Source organism: Ruegeria sp. YTSA226 (assembly GCF_059609905.1).
In genome coordinates, this window is the sequence record NZ_JBXWMQ010000017.1 from 1 (window position 1) to 18,505 (window position 18,505).

Below are 18,505 nucleotides of genomic sequence, written 5' to 3' on the forward strand. Positions count from 1 at the left end.
CAGTGTGTCACAAGCGCCTCAGCAGCGCCGGTGAAGGGGGTTCTAAGCATTACAAACATACACCGCAAGCAGAAAATTCCCGAAACTCTCGAAAATCTTCAAAACAATTATTTACTGAAATAAAACAAATGCTTACAAATAGAACCGCGCCCAAATACGGCGACCAACCGCCAAGATGCGTACGAAAAATTGTGTTTCGCACAGGCTTGCTGGCAGACTCAGGCCGAGTCGGGCGGAATCGCACCTCGGAATCGGCTCATCAGGGTCGAGATCGGTAGGCGCAAAGCAAGCAAAGCCAAAATCACGGACAAATAGATCAAGGGTTCGATCTGAAATCCTTTGGCCTGCATTACATAATGCACGCCCCCCAGAACTGCTGCCGGATAGACCAAACGCTGAAGCGCGCGCCAGCCCGGGCCAAGCTGCCGTACTGAAAAGTTGTTCGACGTCACGGCCAGTGGCAGCGTCAGAACAAATGCCGCCATACCCACAGTTATATAGGGGCGCTTCAGGATGTCCGCCCAGATCTGCCCGGGGGCCTGCACATCCAATACCAGCCAAACCAAAAGATGCAGACTGATATATATAAATGTCAAAACGCCCAGCGCCCGCCTGAACTTGATCAGGTTCACGCCGACAAACCTGCGCAGGGGCGATATAGCCAGAACAACAATCAAAAACTGCAATGCCAGTTTGCCGTACTTATGCTCAAGAGCCTCAATCGGGTCGGCACCCAAACCTCCGGTCAGCCCTTGATAGAACAGCCAGGGTGCCGGCAGGACCCCCAGCAAATAGACGGCCCAATCAGGGATCCGACGGAATATCTGGTTCAGCGCGCTCATACTCTCAATAATGCTTGGACAGATCCATGCCTTCGTAAAGCCCGGCGACCTCGTCCTCGTAGCCATTGAACATGAGCGTCGGGATGCGCTTGGCAAACAGCCCACCGCCGATTTGGCGCTCCGAGGCCTGCGACCAGCGCGGGTGATCCACATTGGGGTTCACGTTACTATAGAAACCATATTCGCGCGGACCGGCCATGTTCCAGCTTGTCGGCGGCTCAACATCTGACACCGTAATGCGCACGATCGACTTGATGGATTTGAACCCGTATTTCCACGGAACCACCAGACGCAACGGTGCGCCGTTCTGGTTCGGGATCGGCCGGCCATAAATACCAGTGGCCATCAGGGTCAGCGGGTGCATTGCTTCGTCCAGCCGCAGACCTTCACGGTACGGCCAGTCCAGAACCGGATACTGAACACCCGGCATTTCATCTGGACGATAAGCGGTTTCAAAGGCCACGTATTTGGCGCCTTCCTGAACACCGGCCATGTTCAGCAGGTCGGCCAGTTCAAACCCGTTCCAAGGGATCACCATCGACCATGCCTCGACACAGCGAAACCGGTATATCCGTTCTTCGACGGTCATTTCGGACAGGATGTCCTTGAAATTGTAATCGCCGGGCTTGTCCACCAGACCGTCAATCTTGATGCTCCACGGCTCAGTAACAAGAGTATAGGCGTATTTTGCAGGATCTTCTTTCCGCGTACCAAACTCGTAATAATTGTTATAACCGGTGATCTCTTCCCAGATATTCGGCTCCAGCGCCTCTTGCGCGGCTGCCCCCTGCGCCAGCCCTGCCAATCCGACACCCGCCATCCCGACCATCATCTGGCGCCGGTTCAGAAACGCCGCCCGGGGGGTGACGTCGGCATGTGTCAATGTGTTGGTCCAGCGATGCGCCATCTAAGTCTCCGTCTTCATACATCCTCTGAGGTGAGGTAGTCCGCTGATAGCACAGAGCCAAGGAAACAGGCCTCACGATTGAGCGACCAGTTTGTAACGTATCAAGGGGGTGAGGCTGTTGTCGCGGCACCACCTGTGGTCACCACCTTTACAACGCAGGCCTCAAAAATGCAGGCTGGGCCGCAGGTATTACCAACAAGGGAAAAGATGGACGACCCATCCAACGATTGAAATCCACCAGTGGGAGAAGAAGAATGTGTGACATCTGCGTTATGAATGCCGTCAAAGACAGAATGCTGTCGCGGCGGAGTTTCTTCAAAGCTGCTGCCGCCACGAGCGTTGCGGCTGCGACCACCGGAGCGATTGCACCAGCAGCGCTGGCCGCAGGTCATGGCGGGGTCGAGGACATGACCCATACGCTCAGCCCCGACTTTCCGACCTGGGGAGGCGAACCCGGCATTTCCGCCGAACAGGCGTTCAACTTCGCGGATCACGGCTTTAACCTGTTCAATCTGTCGATCAACGAACATACCGGCACGCATATAGATGCGCCCCTGCATTTCTCCGCAGATGGCATGTCGGTCGATGAGATACCGGTGACCGATCTGGTCGCGCCGCTTTGTGTCGTCAATATCGCCGCCCGCGCGGTCGAAGACGCCGACACCCGCGTTACCCCGGACGATCTGAAGGCGTGGATTGCGGCCAACGGAGACATCCCCGACGGCGCTTGCGTAGCGATGCATTCCGGTTGGTCCGGCAAGACCGCCACGGACGGGTTCCGCAATTTCGACGGTGAGGTGCAGCACTATCCCGGGTTTCACGTCGAAGCGGCGCAGATGTTAATGGAAGACACCGGCGCGCGGTCGATTGCGGTGGATACCCTGTCGCTGGATCACGGCATGTCTGCTGATTTCGCCACCCACTATGCCTGGCTGCCCTCGGGCCGGTTTGGCATCGAATGCCTTGCGGGCCTGGATCGGGTTCCGGCCGCGGGGGCCACGCTGGTCATCGGCGCACCGAAACATGCTGGCGGCACCGGAGGTCCGGCACGGATATTCGCGTTGGTCTAAAGCCACGATGCACTAGTGATGCAGCATACCTTCAAAGCACGGACCGATGCCCAAACCCATTGCCGAAATCACGCATCGTTACGATACAGCCGCGCCCCGGTGGCGGGACAAGATGCGCGCGCTTGGGTACTATGATGGCTACCTAGAATTCCTGACCTCGGGATTGCCTGTCGCTGACGAAGCGACACATGTGGTCGATATTGGGGCTGGCACTGCGTCCTTCGCCGAGGCCTGGGTAGCGGTCCACGGAAAACCGGCCAGGTTAACCTTACTTGAACCCAGCGCGGGGATGATCAGGCAAGGCCAAAAGGCTCTGCGGGCGCGGGGGGTCGAACCAGAACTAGCCCAAGGGGTGCTAGGTAATGTCAATCTAGACCCCGTGAGCGTAGCTCTTGCGGCCCATGTGATTGAACATTGCGCAGATCCGTCCTAAGCCTTGCAAGACATTCACAGACTGCTGCGCCCGGGTGGTCGCCTGTTTTTGGTAGTATCAAAGCCACATTGGTGTAACGCCATCATCTGGTTGCAATGGCGACATAGAACGTTTCAGTGCGCGGAAATCTTAAAGCTGCTAGATGAAGCAGATTTTGATTGCGAAACGGTCTATTCTTTCCCATCTGGCCCACCCTCTCGGACAAGCCGGGGGTTAGTCGCAAAAAAACGCGGGTAAATTCAAGAATGGACCCACCAGTCAAGCGGGTCCATTCAACAATCAGTTTAGGTTCAATGCACCACGGCATCATCCGGTCGTGGTCGCTCAGACGTGCCCAGCCGATCGCCTATGATCAGGCCCTCGGCCCCGGCGGTGACCGGAATAGACTCGCCATCCTTGATCTCACCCGCCAGCAGCGCCTCGGCCAGCGGGTTCTGCAAGGCGCGTTGGATCACGCGTTTCAGTGGGCGAGCACCGAAGACCGGGTCATAGCCCTCGTTGGCCAGCCATTCCTTAGCCCCGTCGTCCAGAACCAGCTCGATCTTCCGCGCGGCCAGGCGTTTTTGCAGGCGTGCCATTTGGATATCGACAATGCCATCCATATCATCCCGTTTCAGGCGGTCGAAGATGATCGTTTCGTCCAGACGGTTCAGGAATTCGGGCCGGAAATGCGCCCGGACCGCATCCATCACATCCCGCCGTGCCTGTGCACTGTCGGCACCGTCGGGCAACTGGCTGAGCGCCTGAGAGCCGAGGTTCGAGGTCAGGATGATCAGCGTCTGCTTGAAGTCCACCGTACGGCCCTGACCATCGGTCAGCACACCATCATCCAGTACCTGCAACAGCACGTTGAACACATCCGGATGCGCCTTTTCGACCTCATCGAACAGCACAACCTGATAGGGCCTGCGCCGCACGGCTTCGGTCAGCACACCGCCTTCGTCATAGCCGACATAGCCCGGAGGCGCCCCGATCAGACGGGCAACCGCGTGTTTCTCCATGAACTCGGACATGTCGATGCGCACCATCGCGTTGTCGTCGTCGAACAGGAAGTTCGCCACCGCCTTGGTCAGCTCGGTTTTCCCCACGCCGGTTGGTCCGAGGAACAGGAACGAACCCAGCGGACGGCCTTCGTCGTTCAAACCTGCACGAGCACGGCGCACAGCGTTGGACACGGCGGTCACCGCTGCATCCTGACCGATCACGCGTGAATGCAGATCGTCTTCCATCCGCAGCAGCTTTTCGCGCTCGCCTTCCAGCATTTTCGAGGTCGGGATACCGGTCCAGCGTTCGACCACCGAAGCGATCTGTTCCGGACGCACCGTTTCCTCGGCCATCATCTGGCTGCTTTCGGCGTTTTCGGCCTCGGTCAGCTTTTTCTCAAGCTCGGGGATGACGCCATAGGACAGCTCACCCGCCTTGGCGAGGTTGCCTTCGCGTTTGGCGATTTCCAGGTCGGCCCGTGCCTTGTCGAGCTGTTCCTTCAGATCGCGCGCACCAGCCAGCTTGTCACGTTCGGCTTGCCACTGTGCAGTCATCTCAGCGGATTGCTCCTGCAGATCGGCCAGATCCTTTTGCAAGGTTTCCAGACGATCCTTCGATGCCGCATCATCTTCGAGCTTCAGCGCCTGTTCCTCGATCTGCATCTGCAGAATCTGGCGATCCAGCTGATCGAGTTCTTCGGGCTTGCTGTCCACTTCCATCCGCAAGCGAGCCGACGCTTCATCGACAAGGTCGATAGCTTTATCGGGCAGGAAGCGATCAGTGATGTAGCGATGCGACAGGGTCGCTGCCGACACCAAAGCCGAGTCTGAAATACGCACACCGTGGTGTAGCTCGTACTTTTCCTTGATGCCGCGCAGGATGCTGATCGTGTCCTCGACAGTCGGCTCCTGTACCACAACCGGCTGGAACCGGCGCGCAAGGGCCGCGTCTTTTTCCACGTACTTGCGATACTCATCCAGCGTGGTCGCACCGATACAGTGCAACTCACCCCGGGCAAGCGCAGGCTTGATCAAGTTGGCGGCGTCCATCGCGCCATCGGATTTCCCGGCACCGACCAGCGTGTGCATCTCGTCGATGAACAGGATGATTTCACCGGCGGCCTCGGTGACCTCGGTCAGAACGGCCTTGAGGCGTTCTTCGAACTCACCGCGATATTTCGCACCGGCGATCAGCGCACCCATATCGAGCGCAAGCAGCTTTTTATCTTTCAACGACTCCGGCACGTCACCGTTGATGATGCGCAGGGCCATGCCCTCGGCAATCGCGGTTTTACCCACGCCGGGCTCCCCGATCAGAACCGGGTTGTTCTTGGTGCGACGCGACAGAACCTGCATCGAGCGGCGGATTTCTTCATCGCGCCCGATGATCGGATCGATCTTGCCCTCAGCTGCGGCTTCGGTCAGGTCACGCGCGTATTTCTTGAGCGCGTCATAGCCTTCTTCCGCCGATGCGGTGTCAGCCGTGCGACCCTTGCGGATGTCATTGATGGCTTCGTTCAGTTTCTGCGCCGTCACCGCGCCATCTTCCAAAGCATCCTTGGCTTTGGATTTCACCATGCACAGCGCCATCAGAATACGTTCAACCGGCACGAAACTATCGCCTGCCTTGGTGGCGATCTTTTCAGCTTCATCCAGAACTTTGGCGGTCTGACCATCCAGATAAACCTGGCCCGCATCGCCACTGACCTTGGGAATTTTGGCCATGGACGCATCCAGTGCGTTAACGACACGGCTGGGCGCTCCGCCTGCGCGGGTGATCAGATTGCTGGCCAGCCCCTGATCATCGTCCATCAAGGCTTTGAGTATATGTTCAGGGGTCAACCTCTGGTGCCCCTCGCGCATCGCAATCGTTTGCGCTGCCTGCACGAAACCTCGTGCCCGCTCGGTGAACTTGTTCAAGTCCATATTTTGCTCCTTCTCTAAGCGCCCGGTTTTGACGCGCCCGCCTGGCAGCGCGCGTCGGTCTGGGCCTCACATTCAATCTGGGAAATATCTTGCGCGGTTCAAGGGGTCTGCCAACAGAATCCAACCTACCGACGCGGCACAGAATAAACTGTATACCCCCCAGTTTTCGCCACAGAACGCGCACCGTACATATCGACAAGCGATTGCGCTGCATCGCTGCCCGTCGGGCAGGAAACCAGATCGGCGGCGTCATCCAGAAAATCCACGGTAAAGGCGGATTCCCCTGTAACCTGACAGTCATCATCCATCGAACGATAACCGCCAATCAGCCGGAGGTTGTCGTTTGTCGGAGACCTCAGGACTGTATCAGCAGCCTCTTTTTCCAGCGCCATGTCCTGACACCCGGCCAGCATCAGCCCCGCGCAGATTGCGATAGTGGGTTTCGTAAACTGTCTCATTCCGAATTCCGTCCCAGTTGCACAACGCGATAATAGCACAGTCGGAAACCTCTGCCGTGATCTGAATCACGCAAGGCGCGCATGGACAGAAGCGCACGAAACCGTTAGGACGCAGACGTTTGCCAAAAAGGAGCCCCCAATGTCCGATGACCGCCTGATTGTAGCCCTTGATGTCCCCAACGCCCTGGACGGTCTGGCCTTGGCCGAGAGGTTGGGGGACAGTGTCTCATTCTACAAGATCGGCCTGGGAATGCTGACAGGGGGCGGGCTAGCCCTGGCGAACGAGTTAAAGCAGGATCAGGGCAAGCGCATCTTTCTGGACATGAAACTGTTCGACATCGGTAATACGGTGGAAAATGCGGTGCGTGGTCTGGCACAGTTCGATTTGGATTTCCTGACCGTTCATGGTGACCCACACGTGGTGCGGGCCGCCAAAGAGGGTGCGTCTGGCAAAGACCTCAAGATCCTGGCCGTAACCATCCTGACCTCGTTGAACCGGGATGATCTGGATGCCAGCCTGCTGAAGTCGGGCGATGTCCAGGACCTGGTTGTCGAACGCGCGGCCAAAGCGTTGGAGGCGGGTGCCGATGGCGTCATCGCCAGCCCGCAAGAGGCCGCGCTGATCCGTGCCCTGCCCCAAGCCGAAAACCGCTTGATCGTGACACCCGGTGTTCGGCCCGCCGGTGCCGCTCTGGGAGATCAGAAACGGGTCGCAACCCCGGCAAATGCCATCGGTGATGGTGCCGATCACATCGTCGTCGGGCGCCCAATCTATCAGGCGCAAGACCCTAAAGCCGCCGCAGAGGCGGTGCTTGCAGAGTTAAATTCCTTATCCCGACACTAGGGCAATCCGGCTAAATCAGGCTAAATTTTCGCAAGAACAACCCGCAAACAGTTGACCTCAGGTCACTTTTCACCCGATCCGCGCCAAATCGTCCCTGTGCCCCAAAACACACATGCAAAACACGAGTTTCCACTGTGTGAACTGGGTTCTATCGAAAAATTCGATTTTGAGAGAATCTAAGTAGGTGATACTCCCCGCGGACCATCTCTTCCTGAGGTCCGTCACCTCCCCCCGCCACTTTGCGGGGGGCCTTCTTTTGGCAGATCTGGTTCCTACCCTCACTGTGCGGGTTTTGCCCGTGGCATGCGAATGATATAGTCACCGAACCTTACGGACCGCATGGAAGACGGGAAAAGAAAATGCCCGGCCTCTGCCGAGATTGCTTGACAGAACTGACCAAGGAACGCCGCTGCCCGGTTTGCGGCAGCCCGCGCGTCAAAACGCATCCTGAATTGTTTGACCTGTCCATCGCACATATGGATTGCGATGCCTTCTACGCCTCTGTCGAAAAACGGGACAATCCGGAGCTGGCTGACAAACCCGTCATTATCGGGGGCGGCAAGCGCGGTGTTGTGTCTACGGCCTGTTATGTCGCCCGAATTCGCGGCGTCCGTTCGGCAATGCCGATGTTCAAGGCGTTGCAACTATGCCCCGACGCTGTCGTGATCAAACCGCGCATGTCGGTCTATGCCGAGGCTTCGCGCCAAATCAGGTCGATGATGGACGAGCTGACGCCGATTGTTGAACCGCTGTCCCTGGACGAAGCGTTCATGGACCTATCCGGCACGCAACGTCTGCACGGTGCGCCCCCCGCCGTCATGCTTGCACGATTGGTCAATCGGATGAAGGACGAGTTGGGGCTGACTGGGTCAATCGGGCTGTCACATAACAAGTTTCTGGCCAAGGTCGCATCCGATCTTGACAAGCCACGCGGTTTCTCGGTGATCGGCAAGGAAGAGACATCCGCGTTTCTGAACGACAAGCCAGTGCGCCTGATCTGGGGCATAGGCCCTGCGGCGCAGGAATCGCTGGACCGCGCAGGCATACGCCTGTTCTCGGACCTGTTGCGCTGGGACCAAGAGGATCTGACCGCGCGGTTTGGCTCCATGGGCTACCGGCTGTGGCATCTGGCCCGCGGTCAGGACAAGCGCCGGGTTTCGGCACATGAACCGATGAAGTCCATCAGCAACGAAACGACCTTTTTTGAGGATACGGCCAATGCCGACATTCTGGATGGGCACCTTTGGCGGATGGCGGAAAAAGTCTCGGATCGGGCCAAGGCCAAGGGGCTGGCCGGGCGGGTTGTGACGCTCAAACTGAAACGGGCCAATCACAAACTCATTACGCGACGCGTTTCTCTTCGCGATGCCACACAGATTGCCGATCGGATCTATCGCACAGCACGGGCGCTGTTCGATCAGGTTGGTGATCAGGGCCCCTATCGGCTGTTGGGGTGTGGCCTGTCGGATCTGTGCCCCGAGGATCAGGCGGATATTTCAGGGGATCTGCTGGATCCGGATGCCTCGCGCAGGTCGCAGGCCGAACGCGCCACGGATGAGATTCGCCGCCGTTTTGGGACGGATGCCATCGTCAAAGGACGTGCCCTGCGCTGAGGTTATTCGGCTGCGAGCTGCAGCGGCTCAGGTCCGATCCGCGCAATATCCGTGATGATTTCGCCCAGGGTCTCTTTGAAGGCAGCGAAATTGTCATTCGGCTCGATCCTGCTTTCATCCATATACAGGGATCTGTCGATCTCGATCTGTACAGCATGCTGGTGGCGGCTGGGGCGTCCATAGGTCTGGGTCACATAGGCCCCGGCAAACGGCGTATTTCGGGCCACGCTCAGACCCGCCGAGACGAAAGCGGCCTCTATCTGTTCGACGACCTCTGGCGCTGCAGAGGCACCGAACCGATCCCCCAGCACGATCTCGGGACGTCTGGAATTGACTGTGGACGCAAGCGCCACGGCTTCGTGCGGCATCGAATGACAGTCGATCAGAATCGCCTGCCCGAATTCCTGATGCGATTCTGCCAGCAACGATTTGATCCGGGCATGATAGGGACGCCAACAGGTATCGATTCGCAGACGCGCCTCATCCATGGTCAGCTTACCGCGATAGATTTCTCGACCATTGGCGACCACACGCGGAATCACCCCCAGCCCGGACGCTACCCGCGGGTTATGGCCTTGGCGGCGCGCGCCCTGAATAAGGGCTGGATCCAGCTCTTCTGCGCTGCGGTTCAGATCGACATAGGCGCGTGGCATCATCGCCGAAATCAGTGGCGCACCATGGTCCGCCGCTGATGAAAACAACTGATCCACAAAAGCATCCTCGGAAGAACGAATCACATCTTGGCTGAGAATCGATCGCTTCATCAGCCCATTTGGATAGTTTCGACCGCTATGCGGAGAGGAAAAAACCACACAGGACGTGCGCTTGTCAGGCATATCCAGTAGGTAAGCAGCGTTTTGCATGGCGACTCCTTGTTCGCACCAAACATAGACCGGAAAATAGTTCTACCAAACCCCTTGAACCCTTTTGCGACTCCTTTTATAGACCCCGCTACCGGCGCGGGGTTCCGCGCCCCATTTCGTTATGGGGTTGGCCACGCGACGGTTTCATGGGCGGTTAGCTCAGCGGTAGAGCACTTCGTTGACATCGAAGGGGTCACAAGTTCGATCCTTGTACCGCCCACCATGAACTCACTGCTTCGGATTTCCGGGGCACCCGCAAACCCAGGCGCTGGCCACGTCCTTGATGAAGGCGCCGCAGATTGGAGACAGACCCATGAAGGTCAAGAACTCGCTCCGCTCGCTCAAGAACCGGCACCGTGATTGCCGGGTTGTGCGTCGCAAAGGCCGCGTCTACGTGATCAACAAGACGCAGCGTCGGTTCAAAGCTCGTCAGGGCTAAGAACTGCACATACTGATTTCAAAGAACCGCGCCTTCGGGTGCGGTTTTTTTGCCCGGCATTTCAACCAGATGTAATGCGGACGGAACTGCAGGAATTCGCTCAGAAAGTTCGGTTCTAAGATTCAACGTTGTGATAGGGCGATCTCGTGCTACGCTTTCCGTGATTTTATGACGGGAGGTCGGATTGGCCGACGATGATCTGGACAAGATATTCGGAACAACTCTGACCGACATGGTAGCCGATATAGGCCGCAGTGTGGCCCAGGCGGCCGAACAGCTTAGCATTGATCAGCTGAAAGCGCTGAAGAACTACCCCCAGGAACTGCGCGATCTTGGCATTCCGCCGGTCTTTTATCACATGCAGGATGTCGATGTGGAACTGAAGGTCGTCATGGAGATGAGCAGTTCCACCGAAGAAGGCCAACGCAGCAGGATTGGCACCTTTATTTTTGGCCCGAAGCTGACTCAGACAGACACGCTCGATTCCAAAAGCGCGTCGACGATGCGAATGCGTTTCGCGCCCGGTCCTGTAGATGAGAGCAGATCTTTGGATGGCAATGATGGCAACTAAGAAAGTCAAAGCCCCCAAAAGAGCGCCCATAGATGTCCGCGTCACCGAGATGCCCGAGGCATTCACCACTCTGCTTCAGTCACTTGAAAACCGCATGACGGCAATGGAGGCGCGCGAAGTCGCGCTGCTCGAGACGATCAACGACCTGCAAGAACGGATCGACGATCTGGAAGAAGGCAGCGGCGGCATGTTGATGGGCGCGGGTAACCCGGTGATGAACCCGATGGCCGAGGGCCGCGCGGCAATGGGAGCGGACGATCCTGGCACACAGGTCGTCAACGCGCAGGAATTCTCGCAAGCCCTGGGTGAACAGATCCTCGCCGGGTCTGATGGGAGCAGTGATTTCACCATCGACAACGTCAAAGTCGAAGCGGTTGTTGGGTTGGGTCAGGACGGCACCAAAGCCCAAATCGCGACGAATGCCCGAAAGCAGGCGATCAGCCAGAACGCATCCAAAGTCACTTTTTCCGTCAGGAGGCGGACCGCCACGCAAATTATTGAGAAAGACTGAATTAACAGAGGAGATTGGAAATGAGTATCGGGCAGGAACTGCTAAACGTCCCGTTTGCGGAAATGGTTCAAAAGCTTGCGCTTTCCGTTGCCGAGTCGCAGACCGAGTTGGATCGACATTCTACAGATGTCGCCAAATATATGGCCGATCAGAAGATCCAGCTTCCGGACCTGTCCAATCCCAATGGCCCCCCCAAAGAATTCAGTTTGGTTTCCATGGGCTTTCTACCCGCATTCTACGCGGTGCAAGAAGCCGAAATTGAGGTCAAAATGGCGATCTCAATGACTAAGCAAACCGAAAAAGCGGGCAGCGCTTCGGTCAAAGGTGGTTGGGGCCCTGTCGCAGCGCAGGTCAATGCCAGCTATTCCTCGCGCTATGCTTACAGCCAAGAAGGTGCAAGCAGGCTGACCATCAAACTGGCCCCGGCCGATCCTCCGGTCTTGCTGCAGAAATATATGGAAGCTGTCACACAGGTCATGCTGAAAAAAGAACCGGTGTTGACCGACGACCCAGACCCTGAGCCGGCCCCCGCACCTGTCCCGGACCCGTCTCCACCTGAACCTGAAAAAAGACAGAGAAAGCGCTAAGCAGCATCTCTCGATCTTTCAGTTTTTAAATCAACACGACTAGGCCAGCCATGACGGCGTAGCCAGGATGGGCTTTGCCGACCCTAAGGCCCCGCTGTGCCGCACCACTTGGTCGGGGCCAGCGACATGTTGGCAGTGATTTGACCAACTAATTTTGTCGGAATTTCTTGCATCCCCCTGAGAATCGTTTAATTGACCATTTCAGTCGGGTTATTACCCGCGCCGATTTTCAATGTTGGGACACATGATGCTGAAATCCTCTACCTGCGTTGCCGCCGCCCTTACGGCCCTGATCGCGACCTCTGCCGCTGCCGAGGGCGAACTGAACCTTTATTCTTCGCGCCACTACGACACCGACGAACGCCTCTATTCCGATTTCGAAGAGGCCACCGGTATCACCATCAACCGCATCGAAGGCAAAGCGGACGAGCTGATTGCTCGGATGGAGGCCGAGGGCGCGAACTCACCCGCGGATATCTTGCTGACCGTTGATACCTCGCGTCTGGCGCGTGCCAAGAACGCGGGTATCCTGCAGCCGGTCGAAAGCGCGGTTCTGGAAGAACGTATTCCCGCCAACCTGCAGGACGAAGACAACCAGTGGTATGGCTTTTCGCAGCGCGCGCGGATCATCTTCTTTGACAAGGCCGATGTGACCAACCCGCCCGCGTCTTATCTGGATCTGGCCAAGCCCGAATACAAAGGTTTGGTCTGCATCCGGTCGTCCAGCAACACCTATAACCAGACCCTGCTGGCCTCGATCATCACAAACCACGGTGCGGAAACCGCCAAGACCTGGGCCGAAGGCATGGTCGCGAACATGGCGCGCGAACCGCAAGGCGGCGACACTGACCAGCTGCGCGGCATTGTTTCGGGTGAATGCGAGATCGCCGTTTCGAACTCCTATTACTTTGCCCGTGCAATGCGTAAAGACGTCAAAGGCCTGAGCGCTGAGATTGACATGATCGGCGTCCAGTTCCCGGCACAAGACGCCGAAGGCGCACATATGAACTTGTCCGGTGCTGGCGTTGCCGCAAATGCCCCGAACAAGGACAACGCGATCAAGTTTCTGGAATACCTCGCCAGCGATCAGGCGCAGGTCTATTTCTCGAACGGAAATGACGAATTCCCGGCGGTCGAAGGCGTCGCCCTTGCGGATAACGTGGCAGCGCTGGGTGAGTTCAAAGCCGACGAGATCAACCTGTCCGAGGTTGCCAAGAACATCCCCGAGGCACAGAAGATCTTTAACGAGGCCAGCTGGAAGTAATCTTTCATTCTATCGAGCAGAAGGGCGCAGTTTTCTGCGCCCTTTTTCTATTGTGAAGTTATGTTTTCTGGTCAATAATCTCATATACGGAAATGTTTCCCATATACGAGCTATGCCTGATACCCTATCCGACCGCCTTGCAAACCACCTGAATCATCTTCGCCAAACGCGGAGATGGTCGCTGGATCAGTTGGCGGAACACAGCGGTGTCAGCCGAGCCACCCTGTCGCGTATGGAAAAGGGGGATGTCAGCCCCACCGCGGAAACTCTGGGCCGGTTATGTGCCGCCTATGGGCTGCCGATGTCGCGTCTATTGATGATGGTCGAGGACAGTTTCGCCCCGCGCGTTCCCTTCGAAAATCAACCCGAATGGCGCGACCCCGAAACCGGCTTTACCCGCCGGTCCGTCTCCCCTCCGGCCGCGGGCCTGAGCGGAGAGGTCATGGAAGGCCATCTGCCCCCTGGCGTTGTGATCACCTATGACACGCCGCCAAAACACGGGCAGGAGCATCACCTGATCATGCTGGACGGTGGCCTGACCCTGACCGTGGATGGAACCGCGCATCATCTGACCAGCGGGGATTGCCTGCGCTATCACCTGTCTGGCCCGACACGTTTCGAAACCCACGCCGAGCGCGGTGCGCGGTATTTGATGGTGCTGATATGATATCGCGACTGACAGCCAATGACCTGAACAACGCTCTGGATGACCTGACAGAGATACTGCACGCCTGCGTGCATGACGGGGCGAGTATCGGGTTCATTCAGCCATTTCCGTCGGACGACGCGCAGCGCTATTGGCAGTCCCATGTCTGGCCAAACATCCAGACCGGCGCGGCCGAGATATTCGTCTATCGTGATGGCGAACGGATTGTCGGCACCGCACAGCTGGTGCCTGCCGCGATGCCCAACCAAGCGCATCGCGCCGACGTGTCCAAGCTGCTTGTTCATCCCCGCGCGCGACGGCGGGGCATTGGGCGGGCGCTTATGGCGGCGGTTGAGGCGCGGGCACGCGAACTGGGGCGGTCCCTTTTGGTGCTGGACACGCGCAGCACGGACCCGTCGCTCCTCCTCTATCAAAGCCTTGGGTTTGAAATTGCCGGAGAGATTCCGAACTACTGCCGCAGCCCGGAAAATGATCGGCTGGAACCAACAACCTTCATGTTCAAAGACCTTAGCTGAGAGGGCGATCAGTCCACGGTGCTAACGGCAGTATAAAGCCGCCGAAACCGCCCCAGGCGTTCAAATAACGCATGCATTTCTACAGGCTCGAACCTGTCCGTCGTCGCAGGTTGCTCGGCCAGATCAGCTATGGTCAGCGCACCGTCAGCACAGGCCGCCAGCCGGGCGGCGCCATAGGCCGGGCCGGATTCCGCCCCCACTGAACGCACTATGGGCTTCTCGGTTACGGCTGAAATCAGACCCAGCAACAGATCAGATCGACTGCCCCCGCCTATCGCGGCAAGCTCTGGCAAACTGTCTACCGTGTCGCCAAAACTCTGCGCCGCATCAGCGAAACAAAAGGCGATTGCCTCGACCACCGAACGGCAGATCTCGGCACGCGTTGTGGCGTCCTCAAGGCCAAAGAAACAGGCTCGGATATGCGGGTCCCCCAGGGGGCTGCGCTCACCTGTCAGGTAGGGCAGGAATATGGGCACACGATCACCACTGACGGTTTCAGCAAGCCCGACAACCTCGGCAGCGGACAGCCCCAGCTGATCACCAATCCACGAAATGGGCCTTGCCCCGTTCAGCATCGCCGCCATTTGATACCAGCGGTCGGGCAATGTATGCGCAAACGCATGGACATAGCGTTCGGGGTTGGGCTTGTATTTACGATCCGCAACAAACAACTGACCAGATGTCCCCAACGAGATAAACCCACGTCCAGGTTCGGTTGCGCCCAATGACACCGCACCGGTTGCCGCATCCCCTCCCCCGGCCACGACAGGCACGCCCGAGTTCAATCCGGTCTCAGCTGCAGCCCGAACTGTTACCGTGCCAACGACATTGTGGCCGTCGAACATCTGCGGCAGCCAGTCAACAGCGACATCCGTGGCTTCCGCCATTCCGGTATGCCAGCGGCGTGAAGCCTGATCGAGCCACATTGTTCCTGCGGCATCGGAAGTATCGGTTGCAAGCTCTCCATGCAGACGTAGGCCGACATAATCCTTGGGCAGCAGGATATGGGAGAGTCGGGCATAATTGTGCGGTTCATGCCGTTTCAGCCAGGCAATCTTGGGGGCCGTAAAGCCGGGCAAAGGCAGGACGCCTGCGATGTGACCAACCTGTGGCTGTGCCGCGCGAATGTCGTCGCATTCGCGGACCGCGCGGCTGTCATTCCACAGAATTGCCGGACGGATGGGGCATTGGTCGCGGTCCAACAGCACGGCCCCGTGCATCTGCCCCGACAATCCGACTGCTTTCACATCCGACAGGGAGATTTCGCCAGCAAGCAGGCCCAACGCATCGCGCGTCGCCTGCCACCAAATCTCCGGGTTCTGCTCGGACCAGCCGGGCTGTGGCGACGACGTCCCGATGCCGACTGACGAGGTCGCAAGAATTCGGCCGGCATCCGCGCAGACAAGTTTGACCGCTGACGTTCCGATGTCGATCCCAAGATACATTCACACCCCTTGCCTTGCATAATTCCGATATCACCGGCCAGGCTATTGATTTTTTTTGCGCGCGCAAAGAATATGTAAAACTATGATAAGATCAAGGCGGACGAACAGACTGGCATGACGAAGATCAGGAACATGGAAGAGTTTGCGGCCCTCAGCGGCATCTCTCGGCCCACAGTATCGAAATATTTCCAGGACCCAGACAGTGTTCGGCCCACAACACGGCTCCGTATCGAAGAGGCGCTTGAACGGTTCGACTATCGCCCCAACATCTATGCGGTGAACCAGAACCGGAAACTGACCAAGAATATCGGCATCGTGGTCCCCTATCTTGCCGATCCGTTTTTTGCCGAAATCGCACGCTATCTTGAACAAAGCTGTATTGCTGCGGGGTATCGCCCGTCCCTGTTTAGCTCGCATGGCGATCCCAAGCTGGAAAACGAAATTCTCGACGGCCTGAAATCCATGAAGCCCGCCGGAGTGCTGTTGGCACCTTTGGGGCGCACCTCGGATCGGACGGCGATCGAGAAATTCTGCGCCAATGTTCCAACAGTCCTGTTTGACAGCAATCTTGAAGGTTTGGGTGCAGCCTTTATTGGATCGGACAATTTCAGTTTTGTCTCGCAGACAGTCGAATACATGACCCGCACCGGCGAACCGCCTTCATTCTTCGAAATGCGCACCCCCGCCAACCCAAACGCCAACAAGCGACGGAAGGCCTATATCGAAGTGATGGAGCGCCTTGGGTTCGATCCTCATATCATCAAAGTCGACGGCAAGGGTTGGGCATTTGAGGAAATCGGTCACAGGGGGGCGCTGAAAGTTCTGTCAGATCGCGAGCTGAGGACGGACTCGGTCTTGTGCAGCAACGACCGTTTGGCCATCGGCTTTCTTGCTGCTTGCTATGAACAGGGGATTCGGGTCGGTCGCAAAGACGATTCTACGCTGCGCTTGGCCTCAAATGATGACCATCCCTTTGCAAAATTCACATGCCCATCCCTGACTACAGCAGCACATGATTATGACAACGTAGCCGGGCGCAGTGTGGAGACTTTGTTTGAACTCATTGAAAACGGGGGGAAATTTGACACTCGAACCGAGACTCTTTTCCCCGCAAGGTTGGTTTTAAGGGATTCCGCGTGACCTCATATTTTTAACGCGCGTAAAGTTTTTATTGACGGCGCGACAATTTTAAAACTACCTTCTCTGCACGACATCCAAGCTCAGGGAGGACAGGGATGTATCTCAAGAACGCACTTCGTGCGGCGACAGCAATGACTTTCGTCGCCACGGCAGCAGCCCAAGCGGATACCTTAACAATAGCGACCGTGAACAACGGCGACATGATCCGGATGCAGGGCTATACCGATAAATTCACCGAAGCGACCGGCATCGATGTCGAGTGGGTTACGTTGGAAGAGAACGTGCTGCGCCAGCGCGTGACAACGGATATCACCACCAAAGGTGGCCAATTCGACATCATGACCATCGGAATGTACGAGACGCCGATCTGGGGCGCGAACGGCTGGTTGGTTCCCCTAGACGGGCTGTCGGATGAATACGACGTAGGTGACATCCTGCCCGCCATGTCAGGCGGCCTTAGCCATGATGGAACGCTCTACGCGGCTCCGTTCTACGGCGAAAGCTCGATGATCATGTATCGCACTGACCTGATGGAAAAAGCGGGTATGGAAATGCCGGACGCTCCGACTTGGGAGTTCATCCGCGAAGCGGCTGCTGCGATGACCGATCGCGACGCTGATATCAACGGTATCTGCCTGCGCGGCAAGGCCGGTTGGGGCGAAGGCGGTGCTTTCATCACAGCGATGTCCAATTCCTTTGGTGCGCGCTGGTTTGATGAAGATTGGAAGCCGCAGTTCGATCAGCCCGAATGGGCTGACACATTGAACTTCTACGTGGGTATGATGAACGAGTCCGGCCCCGCAGGTTACGCCACTAACGGATTTAACGAAAACCTGTCGTTGTTCCAGCAGGGCAAATGCGGCATGTGGATCGACGCAACGGTCGCGGCTTCTTTCGTGACCAACCCGACAGACTCGACAGTCGCGGATAGCGTTGGCTTTGCACTTGCACCCGACACTGGGCTTGGCAAGCGCTCGAATTGGTTGTGGGCGTGGGCTCTGGCAATTCCGGCTGGTACGGAACAGGCAGACTCGGCCAAACAGTTCATCGAATGGGCGACGTCGAAAGACTACATCGAACTCGTAGCCGAGAACGAAGGTTGGGCCAACGTGCCTCCGGGCGCACGTACGTCACTGTACGAAAATCCGGACTATCAGGCGGTTCCGTTCGCCAAGATGACGTTGGACTCGATCCTGTCGGCTGATCCGAACAATCCGACTGTAAAGCCAGTGCCTTACGTTGGTATTCAGTTTGCAGCGATCCCGGAATTCGCAGGTATCGCCACGCAGGTGAGCCAGGAGTTCTCGGCAGTTTATGCAGGGCAACAAACGGTAGAAGAAGCTCTTGCCAAAGCGCAAGCCTTCACTGCCGAAGAAATGGAAGCCGCAGGCTACTAAGGCCTCCTTCCCAGCGGGTGGACAGAGGTC

19 protein-coding genes and 1 tRNA gene are annotated in these 18,505 nt (G+C 57.4%); 14 read left to right on the forward strand and 6 right to left on the reverse strand.

The window, feature by feature from the left end; all coding sequences use genetic code 11:
• Window positions 1-218 precede the first annotated feature (218 nt).
• Complete coding sequence (gene msrQ, locus AC2FFF_RS16815) at window positions 219-842, reverse strand: protein-methionine-sulfoxide reductase heme-binding subunit MsrQ (protein WP_142639507.1); 624 nt, start codon at window positions 840-842, stop codon at window positions 219-221.
• Window positions 843-846: 4 nt separating this feature from the next.
• On the reverse strand, window positions 847-1,749 hold the full coding sequence (gene msrP, locus AC2FFF_RS16820) for a protein-methionine-sulfoxide reductase catalytic subunit MsrP (RefSeq protein WP_142639509.1): 903 nt from the start codon (window positions 1,747-1,749) through the stop codon (window positions 847-849).
• A 254-nt stretch (window positions 1,750-2,003) separates the two neighbouring features.
• On the opposite strand from msrP, the gene AC2FFF_RS16825 reads away from it, so the two are divergent.
• Together AC2FFF_RS16825 and AC2FFF_RS16830 are read left to right on the forward strand one after the other, a co-directional pair.
• The gene (locus tag AC2FFF_RS16825; protein ID WP_142639511.1) at window positions 2,004-2,819 is read left to right on the forward strand and encodes a cyclase family protein; all 816 of its coding nucleotides are present in this window, start codon (window positions 2,004-2,006) and stop codon (window positions 2,817-2,819) included.
• A 46-nt stretch (window positions 2,820-2,865) separates the two neighbouring features.
• Window positions 2,866-3,252 (forward strand): class I SAM-dependent methyltransferase, encoded by a 387-nt coding sequence (locus AC2FFF_RS16830; RefSeq protein ID WP_496883003.1) that lies wholly within the window; start codon window positions 2,866-2,868, stop codon window positions 3,250-3,252.
• A 290-nt stretch (window positions 3,253-3,542) separates the two neighbouring features.
• On the opposite strand, the gene clpB is transcribed toward AC2FFF_RS16830, so the two are convergent.
• On the reverse strand, window positions 3,543-6,161 hold the full coding sequence (gene clpB / locus AC2FFF_RS16835) for an ATP-dependent chaperone ClpB (RefSeq protein WP_281973699.1): 2,619 nt from the start codon (window positions 6,159-6,161) through the stop codon (window positions 3,543-3,545).
• A gap of 125 nt (window positions 6,162-6,286) precedes the next feature.
• Window positions 6,287-6,619, reverse strand: a complete 333-nt coding sequence (locus AC2FFF_RS16840) for a hypothetical protein (protein WP_142639515.1) — start codon at window positions 6,617-6,619, stop codon at window positions 6,287-6,289.
• Between the two features lie 139 nt (window positions 6,620-6,758).
• On the opposite strand from AC2FFF_RS16840, the gene pyrF reads away from it, so the two are divergent.
• Window positions 6,759-7,463: an orotidine-5'-phosphate decarboxylase gene (pyrF, locus tag AC2FFF_RS16845; protein WP_281973698.1), complete on the forward strand. Its 705-nt coding sequence runs from the start codon at window positions 6,759-6,761 to the stop codon at window positions 7,461-7,463.
• Window positions 7,464-7,822: 359 nt separating this feature from the next.
• Entirely contained in the window at window positions 7,823-9,076 is a 1,254-nt protein-coding gene (locus tag AC2FFF_RS16850) for a DNA polymerase IV (protein WP_281973697.1), read from the forward strand.
• 2 nt (window positions 9,077-9,078) lie between these two features.
• Here AC2FFF_RS16850 and AC2FFF_RS16855 read toward each other — a convergent pair whose 3' ends face one another.
• The gene (locus tag AC2FFF_RS16855) at window positions 9,079-9,939 is read right to left on the reverse strand and encodes an N-formylglutamate amidohydrolase (RefSeq protein WP_281973696.1); all 861 of its coding nucleotides are present in this window, start codon (window positions 9,937-9,939) and stop codon (window positions 9,079-9,081) included.
• 148 nt (window positions 9,940-10,087) lie between these two features.
• Here AC2FFF_RS16855 and AC2FFF_RS16860 point away from each other — a divergent pair.
• The 8 genes from AC2FFF_RS16860 (at window position 10,088) to AC2FFF_RS16895 (ending at window position 14,493) form a co-directional block, all read left to right on the forward strand.
• A tRNA-Val gene (locus AC2FFF_RS16860) sits at window positions 10,088-10,162 on the forward strand.
• Window positions 10,163-10,252: 90 nt separating this feature from the next.
• Window positions 10,253-10,378: a type B 50S ribosomal protein L36 gene (gene ykgO / locus AC2FFF_RS16865; RefSeq protein ID WP_008562923.1), complete on the forward strand. Its 126-nt coding sequence runs from the start codon at window positions 10,253-10,255 to the stop codon at window positions 10,376-10,378.
• A 184-nt stretch (window positions 10,379-10,562) separates the two neighbouring features.
• Window positions 10,563-10,949 carry a hypothetical protein gene (locus AC2FFF_RS16870; RefSeq protein ID WP_281973695.1) on the forward strand — a complete coding sequence of 129 codons (387 nt, stop codon included), beginning with the start codon at window positions 10,563-10,565 and terminating at the stop codon, window positions 10,947-10,949.
• The gene (locus AC2FFF_RS16875) at window positions 10,939-11,460 is read left to right on the forward strand and encodes a hypothetical protein (protein ID WP_281973694.1); all 522 of its coding nucleotides are present in this window, start codon (window positions 10,939-10,941) and stop codon (window positions 11,458-11,460) included. The genes AC2FFF_RS16870 and AC2FFF_RS16875 overlap by 11 nt, the downstream gene beginning before the upstream one ends.
• 20 nt (window positions 11,461-11,480) lie before the next feature.
• Window positions 11,481-12,047 (forward strand): hypothetical protein, encoded by a 567-nt coding sequence (locus tag AC2FFF_RS16880; RefSeq protein WP_271951874.1) that lies wholly within the window; start codon window positions 11,481-11,483, stop codon window positions 12,045-12,047.
• 247 nt (window positions 12,048-12,294) lie between these two features.
• Entirely contained in the window at window positions 12,295-13,311 is a 1,017-nt protein-coding gene (locus AC2FFF_RS16885) for an extracellular solute-binding protein (RefSeq protein ID WP_281973693.1), read from the forward strand.
• Between the two features lie 112 nt (window positions 13,312-13,423).
• Window positions 13,424-13,978: a helix-turn-helix domain-containing protein gene (locus AC2FFF_RS16890; protein ID WP_271951877.1), complete on the forward strand. Its 555-nt coding sequence runs from the start codon at window positions 13,424-13,426 to the stop codon at window positions 13,976-13,978.
• Window positions 13,975-14,493, forward strand: coding sequence for a GNAT family N-acetyltransferase (locus AC2FFF_RS16895; protein WP_281973692.1), 519 nt, complete (start codon window positions 13,975-13,977; stop codon window positions 14,491-14,493). The genes AC2FFF_RS16890 and AC2FFF_RS16895 overlap by 4 nt, the downstream gene beginning before the upstream one ends.
• Before the next feature lie 8 nt (window positions 14,494-14,501).
• On the opposite strand, the gene xylB is transcribed toward AC2FFF_RS16895, so the two are convergent.
• A complete protein-coding gene (gene xylB, locus AC2FFF_RS16900; protein WP_281973691.1) occupies window positions 14,502-15,938 on the reverse strand; it encodes a xylulokinase in 1,437 nt (478 codons plus the stop codon).
• A 114-nt stretch (window positions 15,939-16,052) separates the two neighbouring features.
• Here xylB and AC2FFF_RS16905 point away from each other — a divergent pair, with 114 nt between their 5' ends.
• On the forward strand, window positions 16,053-17,078 hold the full coding sequence (locus tag AC2FFF_RS16905) for a LacI family DNA-binding transcriptional regulator (protein ID WP_142639537.1): 1,026 nt from the start codon (window positions 16,053-16,055) through the stop codon (window positions 17,076-17,078).
• 95 nt (window positions 17,079-17,173) lie between these two features.
• Window positions 17,174-18,475 carry an ABC transporter substrate-binding protein gene (locus tag AC2FFF_RS16910; protein WP_271951885.1) on the forward strand — a complete coding sequence of 434 codons (1,302 nt, stop codon included), beginning with the start codon at window positions 17,174-17,176 and terminating at the stop codon, window positions 18,473-18,475.
• Window positions 18,476-18,505: the final 30 nt, after the last annotated feature.